The organism is Neisseria zoodegmatis, from assembly GCF_900187305.1.
Taxonomy (GTDB): Bacteria; Pseudomonadota; Gammaproteobacteria; order Burkholderiales; family Neisseriaceae; genus Neisseria; species Neisseria zoodegmatis.
In genome coordinates this window covers 1,583,615-1,608,916 of the sequence record NZ_LT906434.1, presented here as the reverse complement: position 1 = coordinate 1,608,916, position 25,302 = coordinate 1,583,615, and the positions used below count along the sequence as shown (strand labels likewise).

The following is a 25,302-nucleotide window of genomic DNA, read 5'->3' as shown; positions in this document are numbered from 1 at the left end:
CGAAAACAATGATGGAGCACGGCGTTGCGTTTCACTTTTCTCAACAGCTTGTCGGCACGCTTGAAATTTCTCACTGTGGTGTGGGTGTCGGCGGCGTTGGCATCGATTATTTTTACCTTGCTGCTGTCGTGGCGGCTGGAAGGCAGCGCGGCGGCGATTAACGATGCCGGCAGTTTGCGTATGCAGGCATACCGCTTGGGCTTGATGTTGCGCGAACAGCACAATGTTGAGCACATCGACCGGAAAATCGCCCAATTCGATACGACTTTGCAGCAGTTGGAACGCGGCGACCCCGTGCGGCCGCTGTCGTTGCCCGATACGCCCGAAGTGCGGCAGCACATGGAAAGTTTGAAAGCGGAATGGCAGCACATCAAGCTGCAGTTGCAAAGTGCCGCACACAACCGCACGGGCGTGGAAGAAAAATATTTGAACCAGTTTGTGGCGTCGATTGACGATTTGGTTTCCGCCGTGGAAATCGTCAATTCCCGCCACACTTATTGGCTGCGCCTGTTTCAAAGCGGGCTGATGGCGATGGTGCTGATCGGTGCGGGCGTGATGGTGGTGCTGCTGTATTTGTGGATTATCCGCCCGATGGAAGAGCTGCAAAACGGCGTGGAAAGGATTCACGACGGCAAGCTGGGTACGCAGGTGCCGATTAACGAGCTGGCCGAGTTTGCCCAGCTTGATAAAGGCTTCAACCAGATGAGTAAGCGCTTGCAGCAGCTTTATGCCAATCTGGAACACGAAGTCGCTGAAAAAACCCGTGATTTGGCCGATAAAAACTATACGCTGCAAACCCTGTATTCGTTTTCGCGCTTCCTGAACCAAACACAAACCGCGGCCGAAGCCGGCACGATGTTTTTAGAAAAAATCATGCGCCTGATTCCCGCCCGCGCCGGCAGCATCCGCCTGCTTGATTTCAGACGGCATCGTATGGATTTGGTGGCGCATCAAGGCTTGCCCGACACTTTGCAAAACGCTGAAGCCTGCCAGCGTCTGGAAGACTGCTTTTGCGGCAAAACCGTGCAGCAGAGCGGCTGGCAGCCGATTCATTTCGACGGGCGCACGGAAACGTCGGTGGCTATGCACACTACGGGCTGCGAAAAATCGGGTTTCCATTACCTTCAGGTGTTCAAAATCCGCCACAGCCACAAAGACTTGGGCATCATGACTTTGTATTTCGACGAAGAATATGCCTTTAACACCAACACCACCCATCTGCTCGATTCTTTATGCAACCTGTTGGGGCTGGTGCTGACCAATATCCGCTTGGCCGACGAAAGCAGGCAGCTGGCGGTATTGCAAGAGCGCAATCTGATGGCGCAAGGGTTGCACGACAGCATCGCCCAAACGCTGACTTTTCTGAATTTGCAGGTGCAGATGTTGGAAAGCGCGATGGCGGCGGGCAACCAAAACCAGATGTCGGAAAACCTGCAATTCATCAAAGACGGCGTGCAGGAATGCTATGAAGACGTGCGCGAATTGCTGCTGAATTTCCGCACCAAAATCAGCAAAAAAGAATTTGCCGAAGCCGTGCAAACGCTGGCGGCGCGTTTCCGCCAGCAAACCCAAACCGATATCGAAGTGGTGTGGCACGGCGACGGCCCCAATTTGAGCAGCGAACAGCAGTTGCAGTTTATTTTTATTTTGCAGGAAAGCCTTTCCAATATCCGCAAACACGCCCAAGCCAAATCGGTAAAGGTAACGCTGGATAACGAGCGCGATTTCGTGATGACGATTACCGACGACGGCAACGGCTTCGACCCCGCTTCATTGGAAAACCTGTCGGGCGGCCATGTAGGCCTGAACATTATGCGCGAACGGGCATTGCGTATTCATGCGCGTTTGGATTTGGATTCACAACCCGGGCAATATACGCAGGTGCGTTTGACACTGCCGCAAGAAGAAAGAATTTTGATTTGATTATGGATACAAACGAAAAAATCAGCATCATTTTGGTGGACGACCATACTTTGTTCCGCAGCGGCATCAAGGCTTTGCTGGCGCGGCAGGAAGATTGCGAAGTGATCGGCGAAGCGGCCGACGGCTTGAGCGGCGTGAAACTGGCGGAGCAGCTTAATCCCGACGTGGTGCTTTTGGATTTGGACATGCCGGTAATGAACGGCCGCGAAGCCTTAGCACAGATACTCAGCAGCCGCCCCGACCAAACGGTGGTGATGCTGACCGTCTCCGAAGACAGCGAAGATTTAACCGAATGTATGCGCTTGGGCGCGCGCGGTTTTCTGCTGAAAAACATCAACGCCGAGTTTTTGGTGGATGCCATCAAGAAGGCCGCTGCCGGCGATAACGTGTTTTCGCCCGAAATGACCGCGCGGCTGGTGCAGTCGCTGATACGCCCCGCCGCGCCCGCCGCCGCAGGGGCTTTGGATACGCTCACGCCGCGCGAGATGGAAATTCTCGGCCACCTCGCTGCCGGACACAGCAACAAAATCATTGCCCGCAAGCTGGATTTGGCCGAGTCCACCATCAAAGTGCATGTGCAGAGCATTTTGCGCAAGCTGGAGCTGACCAGCCGCGTGCAGGCGGCGGTGTATGCGGTGCAGCATAATGTGCCGCAACCTAACGATTAAAAACAATCAAATCGTGCCTTGAGGCCGTCTGAAAAACGGTCGGGCTGTTAGCGAAACGATAAAGGAAATGTGATGAAAAGCAGTGCGCGCAACCAATTGGTAGGCAAAGTGACCGCGCTCGAAGAAGAGGGCGGCAGCTGTTTGGTTACCGTGGCAACGGATTCGGGTATCGAGATACAGGCACAGATCAGCAGCTTCAGCCGCCGCCGTCTGAAACTGGCAACGGGCAGCATGGTCGTGGTGATGGTTAAGGCGGCCTCGATTGTGATTACCACCGATTTGGCGCCGATGGTGCTGTCGGCGGAAAACTGCTTGCCCGGCAAGGTTAAGCGGGTGGAGCAGGGCGCGGTGAACAATGTGGTTACGCTGGATATCGGCGGCCATCATCTGTGCGCCACGATTACGCTCTACAGCAGCGAAACTTTGGCGCTGGAGCCGGGCAAACCTGCCGTTGCCGTATTCAATGCCAACCAAGTGATGTTGGGCGTTTTGGTTTAAGCTGCCGTAAGCGTTTACCGTATTCGGGCACATCAGGCCGTCTGAAAATATTTTTCAGACGGCCTGATGTGTTTGCGGCAAATAGAGATACGACTAAATAACTACTCCGATGCCCATTCGGTGGATACGGGGCTATGCCAATGCCTTGTGTCTTCGATGCTTCAAGTGAATGCGCCGCAGATTCCAAGAGAGTAACGTAGCATTAAGCAGAAATTTCATTTTGTTATCAACTAAGAAAGGGAGGGGCGGCAAGATGGCCTCGGAAACTTACAAACGCTATTCGGTGTTGGTGTCGAGCACGCTTTCGTTTACGGTGTGCTTTATGGTGTGGATGATGCTGGCGGTGGTCGGCATCAAGGTGCAGGAAGAAATGGGCTTCAACCAAACCCAATACGGCATCTTGATCGCGCTGCCGGTGTTGTCCGGCTCGCTGATTCGGGTGCCGCTGGGCATTCTTACCGATAAATACGGCGGACGTGTCGTGCTGTTTGCACTGATGGCGATTTCTGTACCGGCGATTTTCTTGATGAGCTATGCCAACCAATACTGGCATTTCCTGATTATCGGCCTGTTGATGGGCTTGGCGGGCGGCTCTTTCTCGGTGGGTACGCCTTATGTGGCGCGCTGGTTTCCCAAACATCAGCAAGGGATGGCGATGGGGGTGTTCGGCGCGGGTAACGCGGGTTCTGCCGTTAACAAATTTTTGGCCGCTTGGTTGATCACCACTTACGGCACTTGGCAGATTGTGCCGACCGTATATTCGGCGATTATGCTGGCAATGGCGGTGATTTTCTGGTTTACCAGCTACCACGATCCGAAACATTTGGTGTCGTCGAGCGTAACGTTGCGCGAACAGTTGGCTTTGCTGAAAGACCCCGGCGTGCTGCGTTACAGCCAATATTATTCGGTGGTGTTCGGCGGCTATGTGGCGCTGGCCTTGTGGATGACCAAATATTATGTGGGCGAATACGGCATGGAGCTGAAAACGGCGGCGTTTCTGGCGGCGTGTTTCTCGCTGCCCGGCGGCGTGCTGCGTGCGTTCGGCGGTTATCTTTCCGACAAATTCGGTGCGTATAAGGTAACGTGGGCGGTGATGTGGGTGTGTTGGGTGTGCTTCTTCCTGCTTTCTTACCCGCAAACCGACTTGGTTATCCAAACCAAAAACGGCCCTTTGAGCATGCATATCGGCTTGGGCGTTACCCTGTTTACCGTGCTGATGTTTACCGTGGGCGTGGCAACGGCTGTGGGCAAAGCATCGGTATTCAAATTCGTGGCCGACGACTATCCCGACAACATCGGCGCGGTATCGGGCATCGTGGGCTTGGCCGGCGGTATGGGCGGATTTTTGCTGCCGATTATGTTCGGCGCGCTGGAAGACTGGACGGGCATACGTTCGACATCGTTCATGCTGCTTTACGGCACGGTGTGCGTATCGCTGATTTGGATGCACTTCTCGTTTAAAGCCAAGCGCGACCAAGAATTGAAAGCCTTGAATCAGAAACAGTCGTAATCCTTATATCAGGCCGTCTGAAAGCGCAGCGGTTTTTTTTAGACGGCCTCAACAGGTTTCTTTTTACGGAGTATCGTTATGTCGCATTTGATCGAACACTGGCAGCCGGAAGACAAAGCATTCTGGCAGAAAACCGGTAAAAAAATCGCCACCCGCAACCTGTGGATTTCCATTCCCGCCCTTCTGCTGGCCTTTGCCATTTGGCAGGTGTGGAGCGTGGCGGTGGTTAACCTGCCCAATATCGGCTTTAAATACAGCGAAAACCAGCTTTTCTGGCTGGCGGCGCTGCCTGCGCTTTCCGGCGCGACCCTGCGTATTTTTTACTCGTTTATGGTGCCGATATTCGGCGGACGCAAATGGACGGCTTTATCGACAGCCAGCCTGCTGCTGCCCGCCATCGGCTTGGGCTTCGCCGTGCAAAACCCCGATACCGACTACATCACCATGATGGTGTTGGCCTTGCTGTGCGGCTTCGGCGGCGGCAATTTCTCGTCGAGCATGGCCAATATCAGCTTTTTCTATCCCAAAGCGGAAAAAGGCACGGCTTTGGGCTTGAACGCGGGCTTGGGTAATTTGGGCGTTTCCACCGTTCAATTTGTCGTGCCGCTGGTGATTACCGCCGGTATTTTCGGTGCGTTCGGCGGCGAACCGCAAACTTGGGTCAAAGGCGACGTTACCAAACAAATGTGGCTGCAAAATGCGGGCTTTATTTGGGTGCCGTTTATCATTCTTTCCACTTTGGCGGCATGGTTCGGCATGAACGACTTGGCCAGCGCGAAAGCCAGCTTTAAAGACCAAGCCATCATTTTCAGCCGCAAGCACAACTGGATTATGTGCATTCTCTATTTGGGCACGTTCGGCTCGTTTATCGGCTTCGCGGCAGGTTTCCCGCTGCTGATTAAAAGCCAGTTTACCGGCATCGACCCGGTGAAATACGCCTTTTTAGGGCCGTTGGTGGGTGCGCTGGTGCGTCCGTTCGGCGGTTGGATTTCCGATAAAATCAAAAGCGGCGCGGCCGTTACCCAAATCGTATTCGCAGGCATGATTATCGCCGTGTTCGGTGTGATCGCTTTCCTGCCGAGCAACGGGCAGGGCGGTAATTTCTGGGGCTTCTTCGCCTGCTTCTTGGCCTTGTTTGCGCTGACGGGCATCGGCAACGGTTCAACCTTTATGCAGGTGCCGGTAATTTTCCTCAACATGCATCAAAAGTTTGCCGACGAAGGCAAAGTCGATGCGGAGCAAGCCCGTCTCGATGCCACCAAAGAAGGCGCGGCGGTCATCGGCTTTACGGCGGCGTTTGCGGCTTACGGCGGTTTCTTTATTCCGAAAAGCTACGGCACGTCTATCGACCTCACCGGCGGTGTGAATGCGGCTTTAATCGGCTTCATCATTTTCTATGCTATTTGTTTGGTGTTGAACTGGTGGTATTACGCCCGTAAAGGTGCGGAAGCCAAGTGCTGATCAATGAAGTATATGAAGCCGTCTGAAAAAGTTCAGACGGCCTTTTTCAGACGGCCTTAATGTCTTGTGCAAACCTTTCACGGCAGCGGGCAACTAATCCCTCGGATAGGGCGGAAATACTCCCAAAGTAGCATACGGGCTATGCCTTTGCGGTTTGGGTTCATGCTTTAGGGGCATTCTGTATGCGCTATCACAGCCTTATGATGTCATTACCCGCAAACTCTCAAGCGGGCGGGTACACACCGCATCACACCGCCGTATGCCGTTGCGCCAAAAACATATAAAGCGCAACCTGTCTTGGTATATCATCCGGCATACCGCACGCTGTTATTTTTATTTTGCAATCAAGGATAAACCATGTCGCTCACATCCGTTACCGAACTGCAAACCCTGATTCGGGCGCATATCGATAAAAGCAAATACCGCCCCGAGATTGAAACCGTAGCCGTTGCCTGTGCCGCAGGACGCGTTTTGGCGCAAGACATTACGTCGCCCTTGAATATTCCGTGCGCCGATATTTCCGCTATGGACGGCTACACTTTGCCGGCCGCAGCTGAAGCGGGCAGCCGTTGGCAGGTGGCGGGAGAATCGGCGGCGGGCAAACCGTTTGCAGATAATGTACCCGAAGGCGGATGCGTTCGGATTATGACCGGTGCGGTTGTGCCGACAGGCGGCGCGTGCGTGGTGTTGAAAGAAAACGTAACCGTCGAAGAAAACAGCATCGTGCTCAACCAAGCCGCCCGCGCAGGCGACAACATCCGCTATTGCGGCGAAGAAGTCGCCATCGGCAATACCGTGCTGCAAGCTGGGCGTATTCTGCGCACGGCCGATATCATGCTGCTGGCTGCGCTGGGCGTCGGCGAAGTGCCGGTGTACCGCAAAATCAAAGTGGCGGTGTTATCCACCGGCGACGAACTGCACGAACCCGGCACACCGGTGGGCAGATCCGACCAAGTGTACGACAGCAACCGCCACACGCTGATGGCGCGGCTGAACCTGCTGCCGGTGGAAGTGCTCGATTTGGGGCAGGCCGCCGACGATTTGGAAGGCGTGCTGCATGTGCTCGACGAAGCCGCCCAGCAAGCCGATGTGGTGATTACTTCAGGCGGCGTGTCCGTGGGCGATTATGATTACGTTCGCGAAGCCGTATTGCGTTTGGGCGCCATCCATCATTACAAAGTTGCTGTGAAGCCCGGAAAGCCTTTCGTGTTCGGCAAAATGTTGAACACATGGTATTTCGGTTTGCCCGGCAACCCCGTGTCCGGCTTTGTGGGCTTCGACTTGTTTATCAAAGAAGCCTTGTGGCTGCTGTGCGGCGCAACCGACGTGCCGCAGCCATTGCGTTTTTCGGCCGTCTTAACCCAGCCCGTGAAAAAATCGCCCGGCCGCACCGACATCCAGCGCGCGCTTTTGCAGCAAGAAGCCGACGGAAGCTGGTCGGCCGCACCCTCCGGCGCGCAGGATTCCCACCGCGTATGGGGCGTGAGTCGCGCCAACGGCTACATGATTCTGCCGTGTGAGGCAGGCGATTTGCCCGCCGGCACGCTCGTAACCGTCCAGCCTTTTACGGAGGCTTTCTTATGAACGCACTGACCGACCCTTTCCAACGCCGTCTGACTTACCTGCGTTTGTCCGTTACCGATTTGTGCAACTACCGCTGCGTGTATTGCCTGCCCGACGGCTATCAAGGCAAGGCCAAACCCGACGAATTAAGCCTGCGCGAAATCGAAACGCTGGTGCAAACATTCGCCCGTAACGGCACGCGCAAAATCCGTCTAACCGGCGGAGAGCCGACCTTGCGCCGAGATTTGGCCGACATCATTGCCGTCTGCAAAGCACAGCCCGAAATCGAAAACGTCGCCTTAACCACCAACGCCTTCAAACTCGCCAAACTTTTCCCCGCCTACCGCGCGGCAGGCTTAGACAAACTCAACATCAGCATCGACAGTTTCGACCCCGAAGTGTTTTACCAAATCACCGGCAAGCGCGAATGCCGCAATATCTTGCGCGCATTAGACGATATTTTGGCCGAAGGTTTCTACTCGATAAAAGTGAACACCTTATTAATGCGCCGCTACATCGACAGAACGCTCGCTGACGCATTGGAGTTTGTGCGCCACCGCCCCGTCACCCTGCGTTTTATCGAATTGATGCAGACCCGCGATAATTTTTCACTCTTCAACGCACAACACCTTTCCGCCGCAGGATTGGAAGCCGATTTGCAGGCGCAAGGCTGGCAGCTTTTACCGCGTCAAGCACACGCCGGCCCCGCGCGGGAATACCGCCATCGCGATTTCGCCGGCGGCATCGGCTTTATCGCCCCGTACAGCAAAGATTTCTGCCGCAGCTGCAACCGATTGCGCGTCAGCGCCCAAGGCAAAATGCACTTATGCCTGTTCGGCGGCACAGCCTACGACCTCCGCCCATGGCTGCAACAAGGCGACACCGAAGGCTTGCAGCAGCACCTGCACGAATTGATGGCCGAAAAACCGGAGCATCACTTCCTTCACAACAAAAAATTCGGCTTGATACGCGACCTTTCGATGATTGGCGGATAAGGTTTCAATCTGCTTGAGATTTCATCAAGTTTCAATGGCGTAATATCCGTTATAAAACCAAGCAGGCCGTCTGAAAATTTTCAGACGGCCTGCTTGGTTTTTTTGTTTTCATCTTATGTTAAAAAGCGTAAGATAGATAGCTGGAATTTTCTAATCTTCATCAGTTTCCCATTTTAATTGTAGAAAGGTACCGCCATGTTTTTCGATAAGATCGAAGCCGCACCTGCCGACCCGATTTTGGGTTTGGGCGAAGCATTCAAAGCAGAGACCCGTGAAAATAAAGTGAACTTAGGTATCGGCGTTTACAAAGACGCCCAAGGCCAAACCCCGATTGTGAAAGCGGTAAAAGAAGCCGAAAAACGCCTGCTGGAAACCGAAAACACCAAAAACTACCTGACCATCGACGGCGTGGCCGAATACAACGCCCAAACGCAAAAATTGCTGTTTGGTGCCGACAGCGAAATCGTTACGTCCAAACGCGCCAAAACCGCGCAAAGCTTGGGCGGTACCGGTGCTTTGCGCGTGGCTGCCGAATTTATCAAACGCCAAACCGGTGCGAAAAACGTGTGGATTTCCACCCCCACTTGGCCGAACCACAACGCCATTTTCAAAGCCGCAGGCATCAATATCCGCGATTACCGCTACTACGATAAAAACACCCACGGCTTGGATTGGAACGGCCTGATTGAAGATTTGAGCCAAGCTGAAGAAGGCGACGTGGTGCTGCTGCACGGCTGCTGCCACAACCCCACCGGTATCGATCCGACCCCCGAGCAATGGGAAACCTTGGCGAAAATGTCTGCCGAAAAAGGCTGGTTGCCGCTGTTTGACTTCGCTTACCAAGGCTTTGCCAACGGCTTGGAAGAAGACGCTTACGGCTTGCGCGCCTTTGCCAAGCTGAACAAAGAATTGCTGGTAGCCAGCTCTTATTCCAAAAACTTCGGCATGTACAACGAGCGCGTAGGCGCGTTCACTTTGGTAGCTGCCGACGAAGAAACTGCCAACCGTGCTTTCAGCCAAGTGAAAACCATCATCCGTACCCTGTATTCCAACCCCGCTTCTCACGGCGGTTCGACCGTGGCTTTGGTGTTGAAAGACGAAGCGCTGAAAGCACAATGGATTGCCGAGCTGGACGAAATGCGCGGCCGCATTAAAGAAATGCGCCAAAAATTCGTGGATTTGCTGAAAGAATACGGCGCGGAACAAGATTTCAGCTTTATCGTGAAACAAAACGGCATGTTCTCGTTTTCAGGTTTAAGCCCGGAGCAAGTTGACCGCCTGAAAGACGAATTTGCCATTTACGCCGTGCGTTCAGGCCGCATCAACGTGGCAGGCATCACGGAAGACAACATCCGTTATCTGTGTGAAAGCATTGTGAAAGTGCTGTAAGGCTCAAGCCTGATTGAGCTTTGATTAAGAAGAGGCCGTCTGAAAAGATTTTTCAGACGGCCTCTTTAAGTTATCGCTTTATTGATTCAGAAATCAATCAGCCAAAATGTCGCGCCAGCGTTTTACCTGCAAACGCACTTGCTCCGGCGCGGTGCCACCCAAGTGGTTGCGGGCATTTAAGCTGCCTTCAGGTGTCAGCACGCCGTACACGTCTTCGGCAATCAAACCGCTGAAACCTTGCAAGATGCTTAACGGCAGTTCGCTCAAATCCACACCTTGTGTGTCGGCATGGCGCACGGCCAAAGCAACCACTTCATGGCTGTCGCGGAAAGGCATACCTTTTTTCACTAAATAGTCGGCCAAATCCGTAGCAGTCGCAAAGCCCTGCATCACGGCGGCGCGCATGTTTTCCGGTTTAACGGTTACGCCGCGCATCATGTCGGCGTAAATGCGCAAGGTGTCAATCAAAGTATCTGCCGTGTCAAACAGCGGTTCTTTGTCTTCCTGATTGTCTTTGTTGTAGGCCAAAGGTTGGGATTTCATCAACATAATCAGGCCGGTAAGGTGGCCGATAACTCTGCCGGATTTGCCGCGTACCAGCTCGGGCACGTCGGGATTTTTCTTCTGCGGCATGATGGAAGAGCCGGTGCAGAAGCGGTCGGCGATGTCGATGAAACCGAAACGCGGGCTCATCCACAAAATCAATTCTTCGCTCAAGCGGCTCAAATGCACCATAATCAGGCTGGCCGCAGCGGTAAACTCAATCGCAAAATCGCGGTCGGAAACGGCATCCAGCGAGTTTTGGCAGATTTGCTCAAAGCCGAGCAGTTCGGCGGTGGTTTCGCGACGGATGGGGTAGGTTGTGCCGGCTAGCGCAGCTGCTCCCAAAGGCATACGGTTTACGCGTTTGCGGCAGTCGGCCATGCGCTCGAAATCGCGTCCCAACATTTCCACATAAGCAAGCATGTGGTGGCCGAAACTTACCGGCTGGGCTACTTGAAGATGGGTGAAACCGGGCATCACAACATCGGCGTTGCCTTCCGCCAAATCAACCAACGCGGCTTGCAGGTCGCGAATGAGGGCTTGGATGTCGGTAATCTGGTCGCGCAGCCATAAGCGGATGTCGGTAGCTACCTGATCGTTGCGGCTGCGGCCGGTATGGAGACGCTTGCCCGCATCGCCGATTTTGTCGGTCAGGCGGCGTTCGATATTCATGTGTACGTCTTCGAGATCGAGCGACCAAGCCATTCGGCCGGATTCGATTTCTGCTATAATGTCGGCCATTCCCTGTCGGATGGCGGTTAAGTCTTCCTCACTCAATACTCCTGCCTGTTGCAGCATCTGCGCATGAGCCAGAGAGCCTTGTATATCCCACTTCGCCAAGCGTTTGTCGAAATCGATGGAGCCGGTATATTTTTTTACCAGCTCGGATACGGGTTCATTAAAACGCCCCGACCAGGTTTTATTATCATTCATAAATTCATCCACTCAGTTGTCGCATTTAGAGAGTTTGTTGTAAAGATGCCTATTATACGCCAAATACAATCTTGGTTTGCACTTCCTGATTTACGGAATTTCGGCACCATCTCGCGTTTGATTTTGTCCAGCATATTCGGATTGATGGCTTTCCCTTTAATCAGCCTCTCTACTGAAAGTTATACCGACCAGCTTTATCACAACGCGGCTTGGGCCGCGCCGACTTTATTAGCCATTCTGATTAAAGGCTATTTGCTCGCCAACACCTTGCCGCGCATTACCGAATCGCGCTTTGCCGTGCTTATCGTGCACATCAGCAACCTGATTATCTTTACCATCGTCGATTACGTTATCCTCGGCGAGCGCATGTATTTTTGGCAGCATTTCTTTTTGTTCAACTTTTTTGCTTTGGGCTTTATGTACACCGAAGCTTCGCGCCGTTACAGCTTGGCGCCTTCGCTTTCGGAAGCGCGTTTGAGCGCGCTCACCGCCCGTATCCGCCCGCATTTTTTGTTTAACAGCTTAAACGCGGCCATCAGTTTGATCAGGCTCCGCCCTTACGACGCGGAAACGCTGCTGGAAAACCTCGCCAACCTTTTCCGTGCCCAACTGCGCGACGGCAGTCAAAACAGCACGTTGGGGCAGGAAATCGAATGGGCGCAGGAATATATCGCCATCGAACAAATCCGCATGGGGCACACACGCGTTCAGGTGATGTGGCAGCACCACGCGCCCGACGATGCCGAAACCCCTCATTTGCTGCTGCAACCTCTGCTGGAAAATGCGGTATTTCACGGTATTGAATCCACCCACCGACCGGGTTGTATTTCGGTATTGACCACCCGCCAAAAACACTGGATTTATATCCGCATTGAAAACCCGTATGTACCGACCGACAGCCAAGAAAATGCCAAGCCGCACAAAGGAAATTCGATGGCATTGCGTAATTTGAAAGAACGTTTGGCGCTGATGTACGACAACGATGCCGTGATTAAAAGCCGCCAGCTCGACGGCATTTTCCGCGTCGATATCCGCTTGCCTTACCGCAAAAAATCTTCCGATTTGAAAAAACTGTTCGGTTAAAAGCGCCGGCATTTCTTGTCTGCTTTGAGTCTCAAGAGGCCGTCTGAAAATATTTTTTCAGACGGCCTCTTGAGATTGGTGCGATACAAAATCAACGCCAAGCCATTGTCTATTGCTTGTCGTGCTTTGCTTAAACAACAGCAAGCAGTTGAAAATTTTAGGTAAACCATAGCATTTAACATAGCTTTCCATCAAACACCGCTATGGTTTTCGGATTTTTTTCAAGCGCAACTTAAGCTATAATGATGCGTTCGCAGATTCACTCCACACCCTCTCATGCAACTTACTGCTGTCGGCCTTAATCATCAAACCGCACCTCTCAGCATTCGTGAAAAGCTGGCTTTCACCGCCAAAAGCCTGCCCGAAGCCGTGCGCGCGCTGACTGCGGGCGAGGGTGTGCAAGAGGCCGTGATTCTTTCTACCTGCAACCGCACTGAGCTTTATTGTGTGGGCGATGAAGAATACATCATCAAATGGTTGTCGCAATATCACGGCGTTAACTTAGATGAAATCCGCCCGTATCTTTACACCTTGGATAACAATGCCGCCATCCGCCATGCCTTCCGTGTGGCTTGCGGCTTGGATTCTATGGTTTTGGGCGAACCGCAGATTCTCGGTCAGATTAAAGATGCGGTGCGCGTTGCCCAAGAGCAGCACACCGTTGATACTTGGCTGAACGCGCTGTTTCAGAAAACATTTGCCGTGGCTAAAGAAGTGCGCACCGGCACGGCGGTGGGAGAAAATTCAGTTTCCATGGCGGCTGCGTCGGTGAAAATGGCCGAGCAGATTTTTCCCGATATCGCCGATTTAAACGTGCTGTTTATCGGCGCAGGCGAAATGATTGAATTGGTAGCCACTTACTTTGCCGCCAAAACGCCCCGCCTGATTACGGTAGCCAACCGCACCTTGCCGCGCGCCCAAGAGTTGTGCGAAAAACTCAGCGTCAATGCCGAGCCGCACTTGCTTTCCGAATTGCCTGATATTTTGTATGAATACGATGTGGTGGTTTCTTCCACGGCCAGCCAGCTTCCGATTGTCGGCAAAGGCATGGTTGAGCGCGCATTGAAGCAGCGCCAAAATATGCCTGTATTTATGCTGGATTTGGCCGTGCCGCGCGATATTGAAGCGGAAGTCGGCGATTTGAACGACGCTTATCTCTACACGGTGGACGACATTGCCAATATCGTCCAAACCGGCCAAAAAGCCCGTAAGCAGGCTGCCGAAGCGGCGGAGGCTATGGTTGAGCAGAAAGTGGGCGAGTTTGTCGAATGGCAGAAAAGCCGCCAAAACGTGCCCATGATCCGTGCTTTGCGCGACGAAGGTGAACGGGCGCGCCGTCAGGTTTTGGAAAATGCCATGAAGCAGCTCGCCAAAGGTACACCACCCGAAGAGGTGTTGGAAAGATTATCGGTACAGCTGACCAATAAACTGCTGCATTCGCCATCGCGTACATTGAATAAAGCCGGTTCGCAAAGCAGTGAACTGGTGGATGCGGTAGCGCAGATTTATGATTTGGAGCATTTGAAGCAGGGCTGAATTGAGGCCGTCTGAAAAATGTGATTAAAAAAACCGATGCTCAGAAACGGCATCGGTTTTTTATGTTTTAAATCTGTGAAACTGATTAAAAAAATTTTTGCTTTTAGTTGCGCTTTTTAGTTGCGCTTGGGGTCGTTTGGGCGCAGTTGCAGGGCGAGTTTGTCGAGAATACCGTTAACGAATTTGTGCCCGTCGGTGCCGCCGAAGGTTTTGGTTACTTCGATGGCTTCGTTGATGATTACCGGGTAGGGGGTTTCGGGCATGGCATTCAGCTCGTGGCAAGCCATCAGCAATACCGCGCGCTCGATGGGGCTGAGTTCGTTTTCGTCGCGGTCGAGCAGGGGGCGGATTTGCTGCATGTAGGTGCTTTGGTTGCTGTGCGCACCGAAAAAGAGCGCGGCAAAAAGGTCGCCGTCGGCTTTTTTGAAATCTTTGCTTTCGCGGATGTTTTTGGCGGTTTCGGCGGCGGGGGAATCCGTGAGGGCGGCTTGATACAAAGCCTGTACGGTAAATTCCCGTGCGCGGCGACGGGGAGATGATGGTTGTTTCATGGGTAAATCCTTAATGTTTTTTTTTCAGGCGGCCTCAGCTTGGTTGAGGCCGTCTGAATCAGATTATTCGTCGTCTTCTTCGAAAGCGTCATCGATTTGATCTTCCAGCAAGAGGTTGATCAGATTGCCGCATTCGACGGCCACGATGGCGGCATCGGTGGCTTTCTCTTCGATGCGAACGTGCGCCTGCTCGTCGTTTTCGGTAGTGAGGATGGCGTTGGCAATCGGAATATTGTAGTCGAGGCCGACGCGGGTAATGGCGGCGCCGGATTCGTTGGCCACCAGCTCGAAATGGTAGGTTTCGCCGCGGATGACGGCGCCGAGGGCGATCAGGGCATCATATTGTTGCGAAGAAGCCATGTTTTGCAGCACGAGCGCCACTTCCAATGCGCCGGGTACGGTGGCGACGGTGATGTTGTCGGTGTCCACGCCCAAAGCAATCAGTTTGTCGGTGCAGACTTTGAGCATGGCGCTGCCGATTTCGTTGCTGAAGCGGGCTTGCACGATGCCGATACGCAAATGGGTACCGTTGTGACTGGGTTCGATGATGTTCATGATTCGGTGTCCGTTGAGGTTAATGTGTCAATATAAATGGAATAGGGTGCTTAACGGCGGCATCAGGCGAAAGGCCGTCTGAAAAGAAGCGGGGTGCAGGGCAGCTTAGTCTTTCGGCTGCCAGTCTTCAACGCTTTGAAACGCGCCGTCTTCGTCGGTTTCCCACGCCGAGCCTGCGGGCTGATTTAACCACTCGGCAACGGCGGGGTTGCTGCGGGTAATGTCGCTGATGCTGTACACGCCGAAGTTGTCGGGATTGGCGGTGTATTCGTCGGTTTCGTCGCCGCTGAAAAAGCGCCAGCCGCTGTCTTGTTCAAACACCGGCTCTTCGCGGTACATAAAACCGACCGGGCGGCCTTCTTCGCTCACTGTTTTGGCGGCAATGCAGCGGCCTAGCGCGGTTGACAGGGCATTGGCAAAAATATTCATGTTCAGACGGCCTGTGGCAGATAAAGTAAGGGCTGGATTTTATCACGATTCCGCCGGTTTACGCATGGCGGTTTTCGTGCGGGGCGAACCGAGATAAATGGCAAAAAGCGTGAGTGCCGCCCCCGTCCATTGCAGCATATTGATGGGTTTATCGAGCAGAAAATAGTCGATAAGCAGCGCCGCAACCGGTTCGCTCAACAACAGCAGGCCTGCCAGAGAGAGCGGCAGCAGCGGGATGGAATACGCAATCAAACCCCATGCAATACATTGTATGACCGCGCCGTAAACTAATACCAAGCCGAGATCGCTAAGGGTAGTGGGGAAGAGGTTGTGCGCATCCAATAATAAAGTCGGCAACAACAAAGCCGCCATACCGCCCAAGCTTACCAACAGCATCATCGGAAACAGCGGCGTCGGTTCGGCTTGGTGGGTTTGGCGCACAAACACCATCGATAATGCCAGCATTGCGCCCGAGATAATCCCGCTGGAAAACCCCCAGCCTGCCGCTTCGTTGCGGCCGAATTCGGGGCTGGCAATCAAGGCTACGCCGACCACGGCGACAATCAGGCTCAATAATTGGGCTTTCCCCGGTTTTTCGCCGAAAAAGGCCGCGCCGATGGCCGTGAGAAAAAAGATTTGCAGGCTGTTGAGTAAAGTCGAAATACCCGGGCCGACTGCATAAATACTTTCGTGCCACAAAGCCAGCTCCATACCTAAAAATGCGCCCGAAAGCATTGCCAAACCTGTGGCTTTTCTACTTTTCGGCAGTTTTTGTCCGAAAAAACGCGACAAACCCCAAAAAATAACCGCTGCGATGGAAAGCCGCCAAAAGGCGATGGCATACGGCCCTACGGATACGAATTTAACAATCAGGCTGCCCAGCCCGAAAAGTACACAGCCCACAATCAGCATGGCGGCGGGATGGCGGTTGAGTTCGGGTATTATCATGGTCGGGTTGCTGTTTGAGTTGGATAAGATTCAGACGGCCTGCATTGTAGGGCAGGCCGTCTGAAAAGAGAAGGCGGCACATTCGGCTTTATGCAGAACGGCAAACCGGTTCGGCTTTAACAGAATGCCGTCTGAAACTTGGTTTTTTCAGACGGCCTTAATTTCAATTAACGCAAACTTGGTTATAATCCCAGCTTCCTTTATCCAGTTACTCAGGAATAAAACAATGACGAAAACTTTCAAAATGAGCGCATTGGCAGTTACCGCAGCATTGGCTTTGGCCGCATGTAACAAGCAAACCACGGGAAATGCACCGGCAGCATCGGGCGAAAAAGCCGCATCCGCCGCCGCTTCCGACATCGGCAATGCAACCCAGCAAGCCAGCTACGCTATGGGTATGGACATCGGCCGTTCGCTCAAACAAATGAAAGACCACGGCACCGAAGTGGATATGAAAGTATTCAACGAAGCCCTGCAAACCGTGCTTGACGGCAAAGAGCCTAAAATAAGCGACCAAAAAGCCCAAGAAGTGATGATGGCGTTTTTGGCCGAACAGCAGAAAAAAGCCCAAGCGAAAATGGTAGAAGATGCCAAGAAAAATCTTGAAAAAGGCCAAGCCTTCCTGAAAGAAAACACCACCAAAGAAGGCGTGAAAACCACCGCTTCCGGCCTGCAATACAAAGTGAAAAGCGAAGGCACCGGCGCACAGCCTAAAGCCAGCGATATCGTTACCGTGGAATACGAAGGCCGCCTGATCGACGGTACCGTGTTCGACAGCAGCAAACAGCACGGCGACCAGCCGGTTACCTTCCCGCTCAACCAAGTGATCAAAGGCTGGACGGAAGGCTTGCAGCTGATGAAAGAAGGCGCCGAATATACCTTGTTCGTACCGGCTGAAATGGCTTACGGCGAAAACAGCCCCAGTGAAAAAATCGGCCCGAACTCCGTTTTGGTATTCGACGTGAAACTGCTGAAAATCGAAAAAGAGCCGCCCAAAGCTCCGGCTCCCGCTAAAAAATAAAACATCTTCATGAGATGATATTAAGAGGCTGAGACCTTTGCAAAACCCTCAGATGTGGATGCAGTTCAAGGCGTAGCAGCGCAGCGAGTGCAGACATATCATATAGATAGGCAAACGAGCGAGCAGCGCACAACGCAGAAATGCGCCGCAGATGGGGGTTTTGCAAAGGTCTAAGGCCGTCTGAAAAACATATTTCAGACGGCCTTTCATCTTTATAAACCACACAAAACGCCTGAAAGCAGATGCGCCTTTTTCACCGCTTTCCTAACAGCTTTTCTAAGAAAAACAGTCATTTTTCTTGACCTTGAATCAGAAATTCTATACTATCCGCACCCTTGTCTTTTTGAAGCCATCGTCTTCAGCCAACTTCATATTATTCAAGCCCGCCCGAGCGGAGCTTCTCTGATTTGCTTGGTACAACAAAGAAATATCAGTCGGCGCATGCCGCATAAGCTATGTTTTCTTTGCCAGAGCCGGGCATACTTGCAGGTTGTCGCCGATGTTAACCACAGGTCTAAAAATACCTGCGACAACCCTGCGTAAACCACTCTTTAGTGATTTCCATACGCCGTCTTTGCTTCAAGGCCGTCTGAAAAAACTTCAGGCGGAAAAAGTGTTGTTGTTCCGTTCAGGAAACCCATGTCTGTAAAATTTAGCGATTTAAATCTCGATAAAAACCTGTTATCCGCCTTAACCCAAGCCGGTTACGATTCGCCCACACCGATTCAGGCACAATCCATTCCCCACGCGCTCGACGGGCGCGACATCATGGCTTCGGCGCAAACCGGCTCGGGCAAAACCGCCGCCTTTCTTTTGCCGACGCTGCAACGCTTGGGCAAGCGCAGCGAAAAATCCGGCAAAGGCCCGCGCGCGCTGGTGCTGACGCCCACGCGCGAATTGGCTGCCCAAGTAGAAAAAAACGCACTCACCTACGCCCAAAACATGAAATGGTTCCGCACCGTCAGCATCGTCGGCGGGTCTTCTTTCGGCTACCAAATCAGAGCCTTAAGCAAACCGATTGACCTGATTGTGGCCACGCCCGGCCGTTTGATGGACTTGATGGACAGCGGTAAAGTCGATTTCAACCGCCTCGAAGTGCTGATTTTGGACGAAGCCGACCGTATGCTCGATATGGGCTTTATCGACGACATCGAAACCATTGTTGCCGCCACCCCCGAAGACCGCCAAACCCTGCTGTTCTCGGCCACTTGGGACGGCGCAGTCGGCAAGCTGGCGCGCAAACTCACCAAAAATCCCGAAGTAGTTGAAGTAGAGCGCGTGGATGACCAAGGCAAAATCGAAGAGCAGCTTCTGTATTGCGACGATATGCGCCACAAAAACCGCCTGCTCGACCACATTTTGCGCGATGCCAACATTAACCAGTGCGTGATTTTCACCTCCACCAAAGCCATGACCGAGCAACTGGCCGATGATTTGTACGAAAAAGGCTTTGCTGCTAACTGTTTGCATGGCGATATGCCGCAAGGTTGGCGTAACCGCACGCTGATGGATCTGCGCAAAGGCCGCTGCAAAATTTTGGTTGCCACCGACGTTGCCGCGCGCGGTATCGACGTGCCGACCATCACGCATGTGATCAACTACGATTTGCCCAAACAAGCAGAAGATTACGTTCACCGCATCGGCCGCACCGGTCGCGCAGGCCGCACAGGCTTGGCGATTTCTTTTGCCGAGGTTAACGAGTACGTTAAAGTCCACAAAATCGAAAAATACATTAACCGCAAACTGCCCGAAATGACCATCGAAGGCATGGAGCCGACCCGCAAGCGCGCTACTAAAGCCTTGAAGCCGAAAGGCAAAGGCGGTTGGGGCGAGCGCAAGTTTGGCGATAAAAAATTCGGCGACAAAAAGTTTGGCGATAAGAAACCGGATGCCAAAAAATTTTCCGGCAAGAAACCCGGCGTGAAGCCGAAAGGCGAAGGCTTCGGCGGCAAGAAAAAGCCTGTCGGCGGATTCGCTAAAAAATAAAACAGATTCAAAATCTGAACAAACTCAAACACACACGCAATAAATTTCCCGCATTCAGAAAAACTGCCTGCAAGCATGATTTCTGATGCGGGATTTTTTTATCTGTTTGTTATTCTTGCTACTCAGACTTTCAGACGGCCTGAGACCTTTGCAAAACCCTTAGATGTGGATGCAGTTCAAGGCGTAGCAGCACAGCGAGTGCAGACATATCACATAGATAGGCAAACGAGCGAGCAGCACACAACGCAGAAATGCGCCGCAGATGAGGGCTTTGCAAAGGCCTCGGCATGATTCATGCAAAACATAATTTTAGCGGTAAAGCGAAACAATTGTTTCCGCCGCTTTCACGCAAGTGCCCACATCGGCAACCAAAGCGATGCGCACATAGCCCATACCCGGATTGCCTCTATCGGTATCCCGAGCGAGGAAGCGGCCGGGCAACACTTGAATAGCCGCTTCTTGCCAGAGTTTGCGTGCAAACGCCAAATCGTCGCCGTCCGGCACTTTCAGCCAGATATAAAACGAGGCTTCGGGCAGGCTCACGTCGAATACTTGTTGCAATACCGGCAATACTTTGTCGAATTTTTCCTGATACAGACGGCGGTTTTCGATAACGTGCGCTTCGTCGTTCCACGCGGCGATGCTGGCGCGTTGGACGGGAATGCTCATGGCGCTGCCGTGGTAGGTGCGGTAGAGCAGGAATGCCTTGAGAATGTCGGCGTCTCCGGCCACAAAGCCCGAACGCAGGCCGGGTACGTTGGAGCGTTTGGAAAGGCTGGTAAACATCACAATGCCTTTGTTGCTTCTGCCCAGCTGCTGCGCTGCTTGCAGGCCGCCCAACGGTTTTTTACCGTCGAAGTAAATCTCGGAATAGCACTCGTCAGACGCAATCACGAAGCCGTAGCGGTCTTGCAAATCAAACAGCTTTTGCCAGTCTTCCAGCTGCATCACGCTGCCGCTGGGATTATCAGGCGAGCAGACAAACACGATGCGGGTACGCGTCCAAACTGCTTCGGGCACTTCCGACCAATCTGGCTGAAAACGCGGCGCGCGGCTGTTGGCAAAATAGATTTTGCCGCCACCGAGCAGGGTTGCTCCTTCGTATATCTGATAAAAAGGATTGGGGCTGACCACAACCGGCTTGAGGCCGTCTGAAACGGGATTCAGCACGGTTTGGGTAAAGGAAAACAAGGCTTCGCGGCTGCCTAGCACGGGCAGGATTTCCGTGTCGGGGTTGAGTTTCAGGCCGTCGTAGCGGCGGAACACCCAATCGGCACAGGCTTGGCGCAGTTCGGGCAAACCGGCAGACAGCGGGTATTTTTCCAACTCGGGCAAAGCGGCGGTTAATGCGTCGGTAACAACTTTGGGCGCAGGGTGTTTCGGTTCGCCGATATGCAAAGGCACGGGCTGCAAACCTTCCGGCGCATCGATACCTTCCATGGCTTCACGCAAACGGGCGAAAGGATAAGGTTTCAAAAGTTCGAGCAATGGATTCATGGTGTGGGATGGTTCGGCGCATGTCCGATAAGTTATGTTAAAGAAAGCGTATCTTAGCATTATTCGGCCATGAGGGCAGGCGGATAAAACGCTCGTGCAAAAAAAACGCTGCTGCCGTTTCTTTTCATGGCGCATATTCCGAGGAAGTGTTAATTTCTGCTATGATGCGGCAAACAAAAAAATCAGGAATCTCAGTACGCCCGCCGCATCGGATAACGGCGGCGCAACAGAGGTTTCAGGCCGTCTGAAAGGATACTTCCACATGAACATCGCCATCGTAGATTACGGTATGGGTAATCTGCATTCCGTGCTTAAATCCGTGCTGGCCGCGCAAAAACTTGCCGGAGTTGAGGCCGAAATCAAACTCACCGACCGCCCCGAAGAGGTTTTTGCCGCCGATAAAATCATTTTTCCGGGGCAGGGCGCCATGCCCGACTGTATGAACGCCCTGAAAAAAAGCGGCTTGGGCGAAGCGGTTTCAGACGGCCTCAAAAACAAACCTTTCTTCGGCATCTGCGTGGGCGCACAGCTTTTGTTTGACCACAGCGAAGAGGGCGACACCGCCGGTTTGGGTTGGTTTAAAGGCGACGTCAAACGCTTTGCCGCCAATCTTCACGACGAAGAGGGCTGCAAACTGAAAGTGCCCCACATGGGCTGGAACAACGTACACCAAACGCAAGCTCATCCGCTGTTCCAAGATATTCCGCAAGACACCCGTTTTTATTTCGTGCACAGCTACTATTTTGCGCCCGCCGATAACGACATCGTACTCGGCACCAGCGCCTATCCCGACGAGTTTGCCTGTATCGTCGGCAAAGACAACGTGTTTGCCACCCAATTCCACACCGAAAAAAGCCACGACGGCGGCTTGTTGCTCCTGCGTAATTTTTTACGCTGGAATGGGTAAGTTGTGTAAAATACATAAAATATAGCGCCACTTTTTTCAGACGGCCTCAAGCCATTCTACAAGGCCGTCTGAAAATACCTAAACCAATGGAAATAAAATGTTACTGATTCCCGCCATAGATTTGAAAGAAGGCCGCTGCGTGCGCCTGAAACAAGGTTTGATGGATCAAGCCACCGTGTTTTCCGACAACCCCGCCGAAACCGCCCTGCATTGGGTTAAACAAGGCGCGCGCCGCCTGCATTTGGTGGATTTGGACGGCGCTTTTGCAGGCAAACCGAAAAACCTCGAAGCCATTACCGAAATCCTGCAAGAAGTGTCCAAAAACATTCCCGTGCAGCTTGGCGGCGGTATCCGCAATCTGGAAACCATTGAAAAATATCTTGATTTGGGTTTGACTGATGTGATTATCGGCACGGCGGCGGTAAAAAATCCCGAGTTCGTACGCGAAGCCTGCAAACAATTCCCCGGTCACATTATCGTCGGCTTGGACGCTAAAGACGGCATGGTAGCCATCGACGGCTGGGCAACCGTAACCGATCATCACGTTATCGACTTGAGTAAACAGTTTGAAGACGACGGCGTAAACAGCATCATCTATACCGACATCGGCCGCGACGGCATGATGAGCGGCGTGAACATCGAAGCCACCGTTAAGCTGGCCGAAGCCGTGAACATCCCCGTGATCGCTTCCGGCGGCCTGACCGATTTGAACGACATCCGTGCCTTGTGTGCCGTAGAAAAAAGCGGTGTAGCGGGCGCGATTACCGGCCGGGCTATTTACGAAGGCAGCATCGATTTTGCCGAAGCGCAACAGTTGGCAGATTCGTTGGCATAAAAATACAGCAATAAAGAAAAGGCCGTCTGAAACGGCTATGCAGGCAGACGGAATTCCCAGTCCCGTTCTGCCTGCGAAAACAAAACACACACGGACTACTCTCTTAAATTTAAGGAAAAACATGTTTCAGGCTTTTTTGCTTGGCTTTTGGGCAGTATGGTCTTACGACCGCGACGTTCACGCAATCAGTGAAAGTTTAAGTTTCATGATTCTCGCCGTGCTGATCAGCATAGGTGTGAACTTCTCCATGCCCATGATCGACGGCGAATGGGTGTTGGTTATGGGCATTTTGTGGATGTATGTAGCGGCCGTATTAACATTGGTTAACCGCTATTCCAACAGCTTTGTGACTACAATGGTTATCGCTTCGGCTGCTGCGGTAGGTTTTTACCAACTTTCCGAACGGCTGCCCGGGTGGATATAGCTTTGGATAAGGGAGGCGGAATTTTATTGATTGATGGGAGAGCGGCATGAAGATTGCGATGGTATCCAGAGTTATCTTTTTAGGTGGAGTAACCAATTATCTGATTGACTTAACCGAAGAGTTAATTAAACAAGGACATGACGTTTATTTGTTGTCTTATGGTGCCAGATACAAAGACTCTCCAGAAAATGCAGGACAATTCAACCGTTTGCTTGCAACAGGAATTAAATTCATTGAAATTGATTTTCCCATCAATAAAACCAGTAAAGTTGTTTATGTATTTAATTTAATCCGTAGCTTCATCAAATTTCAAAGTGTTCTCAAAAAACACCGCTTCGACATCATTCATATCCATACTCCTATTTTGTCGTTTGTACCCAGATACTTGAAACGAAAATTTGTCCGCACCCGACACGGCATTGATAATAAATTGCCCATTTTGGATTATCCTGCCGATAAAGAAATCGCGATTAGCCGTGAAGTGTACGACATTCTAAAAAAACGCTATAACTATAGCGAAAAAGAACTCTGCCTTATCCATAACGGCGTTTCTAAAGACAAATACTATAAAAAATTTACAGCTAGTGAAAAAGCTGCTTTCAAAGCGAAGCAGAATATATCTGCCGACAAAACCGTTATCGGCTTGGTGGCTTCTTTCGAGTACAACAAAGGACACGATATTTTATTGAAAGCCGTTCACGGCCTTCCGGATGAAATTAAAGAAAAAATAGAAATTGTTTTTGTCGGTTCTTCCGCCGAAAGCTATCTCGCCAATGTTAAAAAAACCATAGACGAATTGCAGTTAAGCGAAAAAGTTAAAATTCTGCCTTTCCAACCTTTAACGGAAATTTATCCTATTATTGATATTATGGTTCTGCCGTCTCGAGTCGAAGGCTTTGGTTTAGTGGTGGTGGAGGCAATGTTAATGGGCTGTTGTGTTGTTAGAAGCAATACCGGCGGCGCATACGAACAAATTGAGCATGGTCGTACCGGATACATTTTTGAAAACGGCGATGCCGACCAATTAAGGCAATATCTGAGCGAACTTGTTTTGGATGCCGATAAAAGGGCAGCTTTCGCAGAGGCTGGTCAAAACAAAGCTTTGGCATCTTTTACCAGCGAGATTATGGCTCAAAAAACATTGGAAGTTTATAAATACTTGCTCGATGGTAAATAAACAGTTATTAAAACCTACAGATAGCGTTTTAAACACTATCTGTTTTATTTTATGTTTTATTAAGTAATTAACTACACAGAAATATACTGAAATGGCATTAGCAAAACGCATTATCCCCTGTTTGGACGTGGACAACGGCCGCGTTGTCAAAGGTGTCAACTTCGTCGGCCTGCGCGATGCGGGCAATCCGGTCGACGTAGCCAAACGCTACAACGACGAAGGTGCCGACGAGCTGACCTTTCTCGACATCACCGCCTCTTCCGACAACCGCGACACCATTCTGCATGTGATTGAAGAAGTGGCCTCGCAAGTGTTTATACCGCTCACCGTTGGCGGCGGCGTGCGCTCCGTAGCCGATGTGCGCCGCCTGCTCAACGCGGGTGCCGACAAAGCCAGCATCAACACTGCCGCCGTAACCAACCCCGATTTGGTAAACGAAGCCAGCAGCTTTTTCGGCTCGCAAGCGATTGTGGTGGCGATTGATGCCAAAGCCGTCAACCCCGAAAACACCCGCTGGGAAGTGTTTACCCACGGCGGACGCAAAGCCACCGGCATTGATGCGGTCGAATGGGCGAAAAACATGCAGGCGCGCGGGGCGGGCGAGATTCTGCTTACCAGCATGGACAGAGACGGCACCAAAATCGGCTTTAACCTGCCGCTTACCCGCGCCATCAGCGAAGCGGTGGATATTCCCGTTATCGCTTCCGGCGGCGTGGGTAACGTACAGCACCTGATTGAAGGCGTAAAAGAAGGCAAGGCCGATGCGGTGCTGGCCGCCAGCATTTTCCACTTCGGCGAAGTGAGCATACGCGAAGCCAAAGAAGCCATGCGTGCGGCAGGTATCGAAATGCGTTTGTGATATTGATTTCA

25 protein-coding genes are annotated in these 25,302 nt (G+C 52.2%); 17 read left to right on the top strand and 8 right to left on the bottom strand.

Annotated features, from left to right (window positions below):
• The first annotated feature begins 24 nt into the window (after positions 1-24).
• The 8 genes from CKV66_RS07555 to CKV66_RS07520 all read left to right on the top strand — a co-directional run bounded on the left by CKV66_RS07555 (position 25) and on the right by CKV66_RS07520 (position 10,007).
• Positions 25-1,923 carry a type IV pili methyl-accepting chemotaxis transducer N-terminal domain-containing protein gene (locus tag CKV66_RS07555; protein WP_085362532.1) on the top strand — a complete coding sequence of 633 codons (1,899 nt, stop codon included), beginning with the start codon at positions 25-27 and terminating at the stop codon, positions 1,921-1,923.
• Between the two features lie 2 nt (positions 1,924-1,925).
• Entirely contained in the window at positions 1,926-2,591 is a 666-nt protein-coding gene (locus tag CKV66_RS07550; RefSeq protein WP_085362533.1) for a response regulator, read from the top strand.
• A 72-nt stretch (positions 2,592-2,663) separates the two neighbouring features.
• Positions 2,664-3,089, top strand: a complete 426-nt coding sequence (locus CKV66_RS07545; RefSeq protein ID WP_085362534.1) for a TOBE domain-containing protein — start codon at positions 2,664-2,666, stop codon at positions 3,087-3,089.
• 253 nt (positions 3,090-3,342) lie between these two features.
• Entirely contained in the window at positions 3,343-4,599 is a 1,257-nt protein-coding gene (locus CKV66_RS07540; RefSeq protein WP_085362535.1) for an MFS transporter, read from the top strand.
• A gap of 78 nt (positions 4,600-4,677) precedes the next feature.
• Positions 4,678-6,060, top strand: coding sequence for a NarK family nitrate/nitrite MFS transporter (locus tag CKV66_RS07535; RefSeq protein WP_085362536.1), 1,383 nt, complete (start codon positions 4,678-4,680; stop codon positions 6,058-6,060).
• A gap of 357 nt (positions 6,061-6,417) precedes the next feature.
• Positions 6,418-7,644 carry a molybdopterin molybdotransferase MoeA gene (gene moeA, locus CKV66_RS07530; RefSeq protein ID WP_085362537.1) on the top strand — a complete coding sequence of 409 codons (1,227 nt, stop codon included), beginning with the start codon at positions 6,418-6,420 and terminating at the stop codon, positions 7,642-7,644.
• Positions 7,641-8,618, top strand: a complete 978-nt coding sequence (gene moaA, locus CKV66_RS07525; RefSeq protein ID WP_085362538.1) for a GTP 3',8-cyclase MoaA — start codon at positions 7,641-7,643, stop codon at positions 8,616-8,618. Before moeA ends, moaA begins: the two co-directional genes overlap by 4 nt.
• A 195-nt stretch (positions 8,619-8,813) precedes the next feature.
• A complete protein-coding gene (locus CKV66_RS07520) occupies positions 8,814-10,007 on the top strand; it encodes an amino acid aminotransferase (RefSeq protein WP_085362539.1) in 1,194 nt (397 codons plus the stop codon).
• Positions 10,008-10,100: 93 nt separating this feature from the next.
• Here the strand turns inward: CKV66_RS07520 and argH are convergent, their stop codons facing one another.
• On the bottom strand, positions 10,101-11,483 hold the full coding sequence (argH, locus tag CKV66_RS07515) for an argininosuccinate lyase (RefSeq protein ID WP_085362540.1): 1,383 nt from the start codon (positions 11,481-11,483) through the stop codon (positions 10,101-10,103).
• Positions 11,484-11,528: 45 nt separating this feature from the next.
• Here argH and CKV66_RS07510 point away from each other — a divergent pair, with 45 nt between their 5' ends.
• Together CKV66_RS07510 and hemA are read left to right on the top strand one after the other, a co-directional pair.
• The gene (locus CKV66_RS07510) at positions 11,529-12,566 is read left to right on the top strand and encodes a sensor histidine kinase (RefSeq protein ID WP_085362541.1); all 1,038 of its coding nucleotides are present in this window, start codon (positions 11,529-11,531) and stop codon (positions 12,564-12,566) included.
• Between the two features lie 276 nt (positions 12,567-12,842).
• Positions 12,843-14,102, top strand: a complete 1,260-nt coding sequence (hemA, locus tag CKV66_RS07505) for a glutamyl-tRNA reductase (RefSeq protein ID WP_085362542.1) — start codon at positions 12,843-12,845, stop codon at positions 14,100-14,102.
• A 116-nt stretch (positions 14,103-14,218) separates the two neighbouring features.
• Here hemA and nusB read toward each other — a convergent pair whose 3' ends face one another.
• The 4 genes from nusB to CKV66_RS07485 all read right to left on the bottom strand — a co-directional run bounded on the left by nusB (position 14,219) and on the right by CKV66_RS07485 (position 16,585).
• On the bottom strand, positions 14,219-14,653 hold the full coding sequence (nusB, locus tag CKV66_RS07500) for a transcription antitermination factor NusB (RefSeq protein ID WP_085362543.1): 435 nt from the start codon (positions 14,651-14,653) through the stop codon (positions 14,219-14,221).
• 63 nt (positions 14,654-14,716) lie between these two features.
• Positions 14,717-15,208 (bottom strand): 6,7-dimethyl-8-ribityllumazine synthase, encoded by a 492-nt coding sequence (gene ribH, locus CKV66_RS07495; protein WP_085362544.1) that lies wholly within the window; start codon positions 15,206-15,208, stop codon positions 14,717-14,719.
• A 105-nt stretch (positions 15,209-15,313) separates the two neighbouring features.
• Positions 15,314-15,637, bottom strand: a complete 324-nt coding sequence (locus CKV66_RS07490) for a DUF2185 domain-containing protein (RefSeq protein WP_085362545.1) — start codon at positions 15,635-15,637, stop codon at positions 15,314-15,316.
• Between the two features lie 42 nt (positions 15,638-15,679).
• On the bottom strand, positions 15,680-16,585 hold the full coding sequence (locus CKV66_RS07485) for a DMT family transporter (RefSeq protein WP_085362546.1): 906 nt from the start codon (positions 16,583-16,585) through the stop codon (positions 15,680-15,682).
• Between the two features lie 226 nt (positions 16,586-16,811).
• Between CKV66_RS07485 and CKV66_RS07480 the strand changes: the two genes are divergently transcribed.
• A complete protein-coding gene (locus tag CKV66_RS07480) occupies positions 16,812-17,606 on the top strand; it encodes an FKBP-type peptidyl-prolyl cis-trans isomerase (RefSeq protein ID WP_085362547.1) in 795 nt (264 codons plus the stop codon).
• A 7-nt stretch (positions 17,607-17,613) separates the two neighbouring features.
• Here CKV66_RS07480 and CKV66_RS12585 read toward each other — a convergent pair whose 3' ends face one another.
• On the bottom strand, positions 17,614-17,772 hold the full coding sequence (locus tag CKV66_RS12585; protein WP_085362686.1) for a lipoprotein signal peptidase: 159 nt from the start codon (positions 17,770-17,772) through the stop codon (positions 17,614-17,616).
• A gap of 473 nt (positions 17,773-18,245) precedes the next feature.
• Between CKV66_RS12585 and CKV66_RS07470 the strand changes: the two genes are divergently transcribed.
• Complete coding sequence (locus tag CKV66_RS07470; protein WP_085362548.1) at positions 18,246-19,592, top strand: DEAD/DEAH box helicase; 1,347 nt, start codon at positions 18,246-18,248, stop codon at positions 19,590-19,592.
• A 130-nt stretch (positions 19,593-19,722) separates the two neighbouring features.
• On the opposite strand, the gene CKV66_RS12880 is transcribed toward CKV66_RS07470, so the two are convergent.
• Positions 19,723-19,881 carry a lipoprotein signal peptidase gene (locus CKV66_RS12880; RefSeq protein WP_085362549.1) on the bottom strand — a complete coding sequence of 53 codons (159 nt, stop codon included), beginning with the start codon at positions 19,879-19,881 and terminating at the stop codon, positions 19,723-19,725.
• 20 nt (positions 19,882-19,901) lie between these two features.
• Positions 19,902-21,089: a succinyldiaminopimelate transaminase gene (gene dapC, locus CKV66_RS07460; protein WP_085362550.1), complete on the bottom strand. Its 1,188-nt coding sequence runs from the start codon at positions 21,087-21,089 to the stop codon at positions 19,902-19,904.
• Positions 21,090-21,351: 262 nt separating this feature from the next.
• Here dapC and hisH point away from each other — a divergent pair, with 262 nt between their 5' ends.
• From hisH to hisF, 5 genes are all read left to right on the top strand, one after another.
• Positions 21,352-21,996: an imidazole glycerol phosphate synthase subunit HisH gene (hisH, locus tag CKV66_RS07455; protein ID WP_085362551.1), complete on the top strand. Its 645-nt coding sequence runs from the start codon at positions 21,352-21,354 to the stop codon at positions 21,994-21,996.
• A 97-nt stretch (positions 21,997-22,093) separates the two neighbouring features.
• Positions 22,094-22,831 carry a 1-(5-phosphoribosyl)-5-[(5-phosphoribosylamino)methylideneamino]imidazole-4-carboxamide isomerase gene (gene hisA, locus CKV66_RS07450; RefSeq protein WP_085362552.1) on the top strand — a complete coding sequence of 246 codons (738 nt, stop codon included), beginning with the start codon at positions 22,094-22,096 and terminating at the stop codon, positions 22,829-22,831.
• A 121-nt stretch (positions 22,832-22,952) separates the two neighbouring features.
• Positions 22,953-23,255, top strand: a complete 303-nt coding sequence (locus tag CKV66_RS07445) for a hypothetical protein (RefSeq protein WP_085362553.1) — start codon at positions 22,953-22,955, stop codon at positions 23,253-23,255.
• A gap of 46 nt (positions 23,256-23,301) precedes the next feature.
• On the top strand, positions 23,302-24,432 hold the full coding sequence (locus CKV66_RS07440) for a glycosyltransferase family 4 protein (protein ID WP_085362554.1): 1,131 nt from the start codon (positions 23,302-23,304) through the stop codon (positions 24,430-24,432).
• 91 nt (positions 24,433-24,523) lie between these two features.
• A complete protein-coding gene (gene hisF / locus CKV66_RS07435) occupies positions 24,524-25,291 on the top strand; it encodes an imidazole glycerol phosphate synthase subunit HisF (RefSeq protein ID WP_085362555.1) in 768 nt (255 codons plus the stop codon).
• The last annotated feature ends 11 nt before the right edge of the window (positions 25,292-25,302 follow it).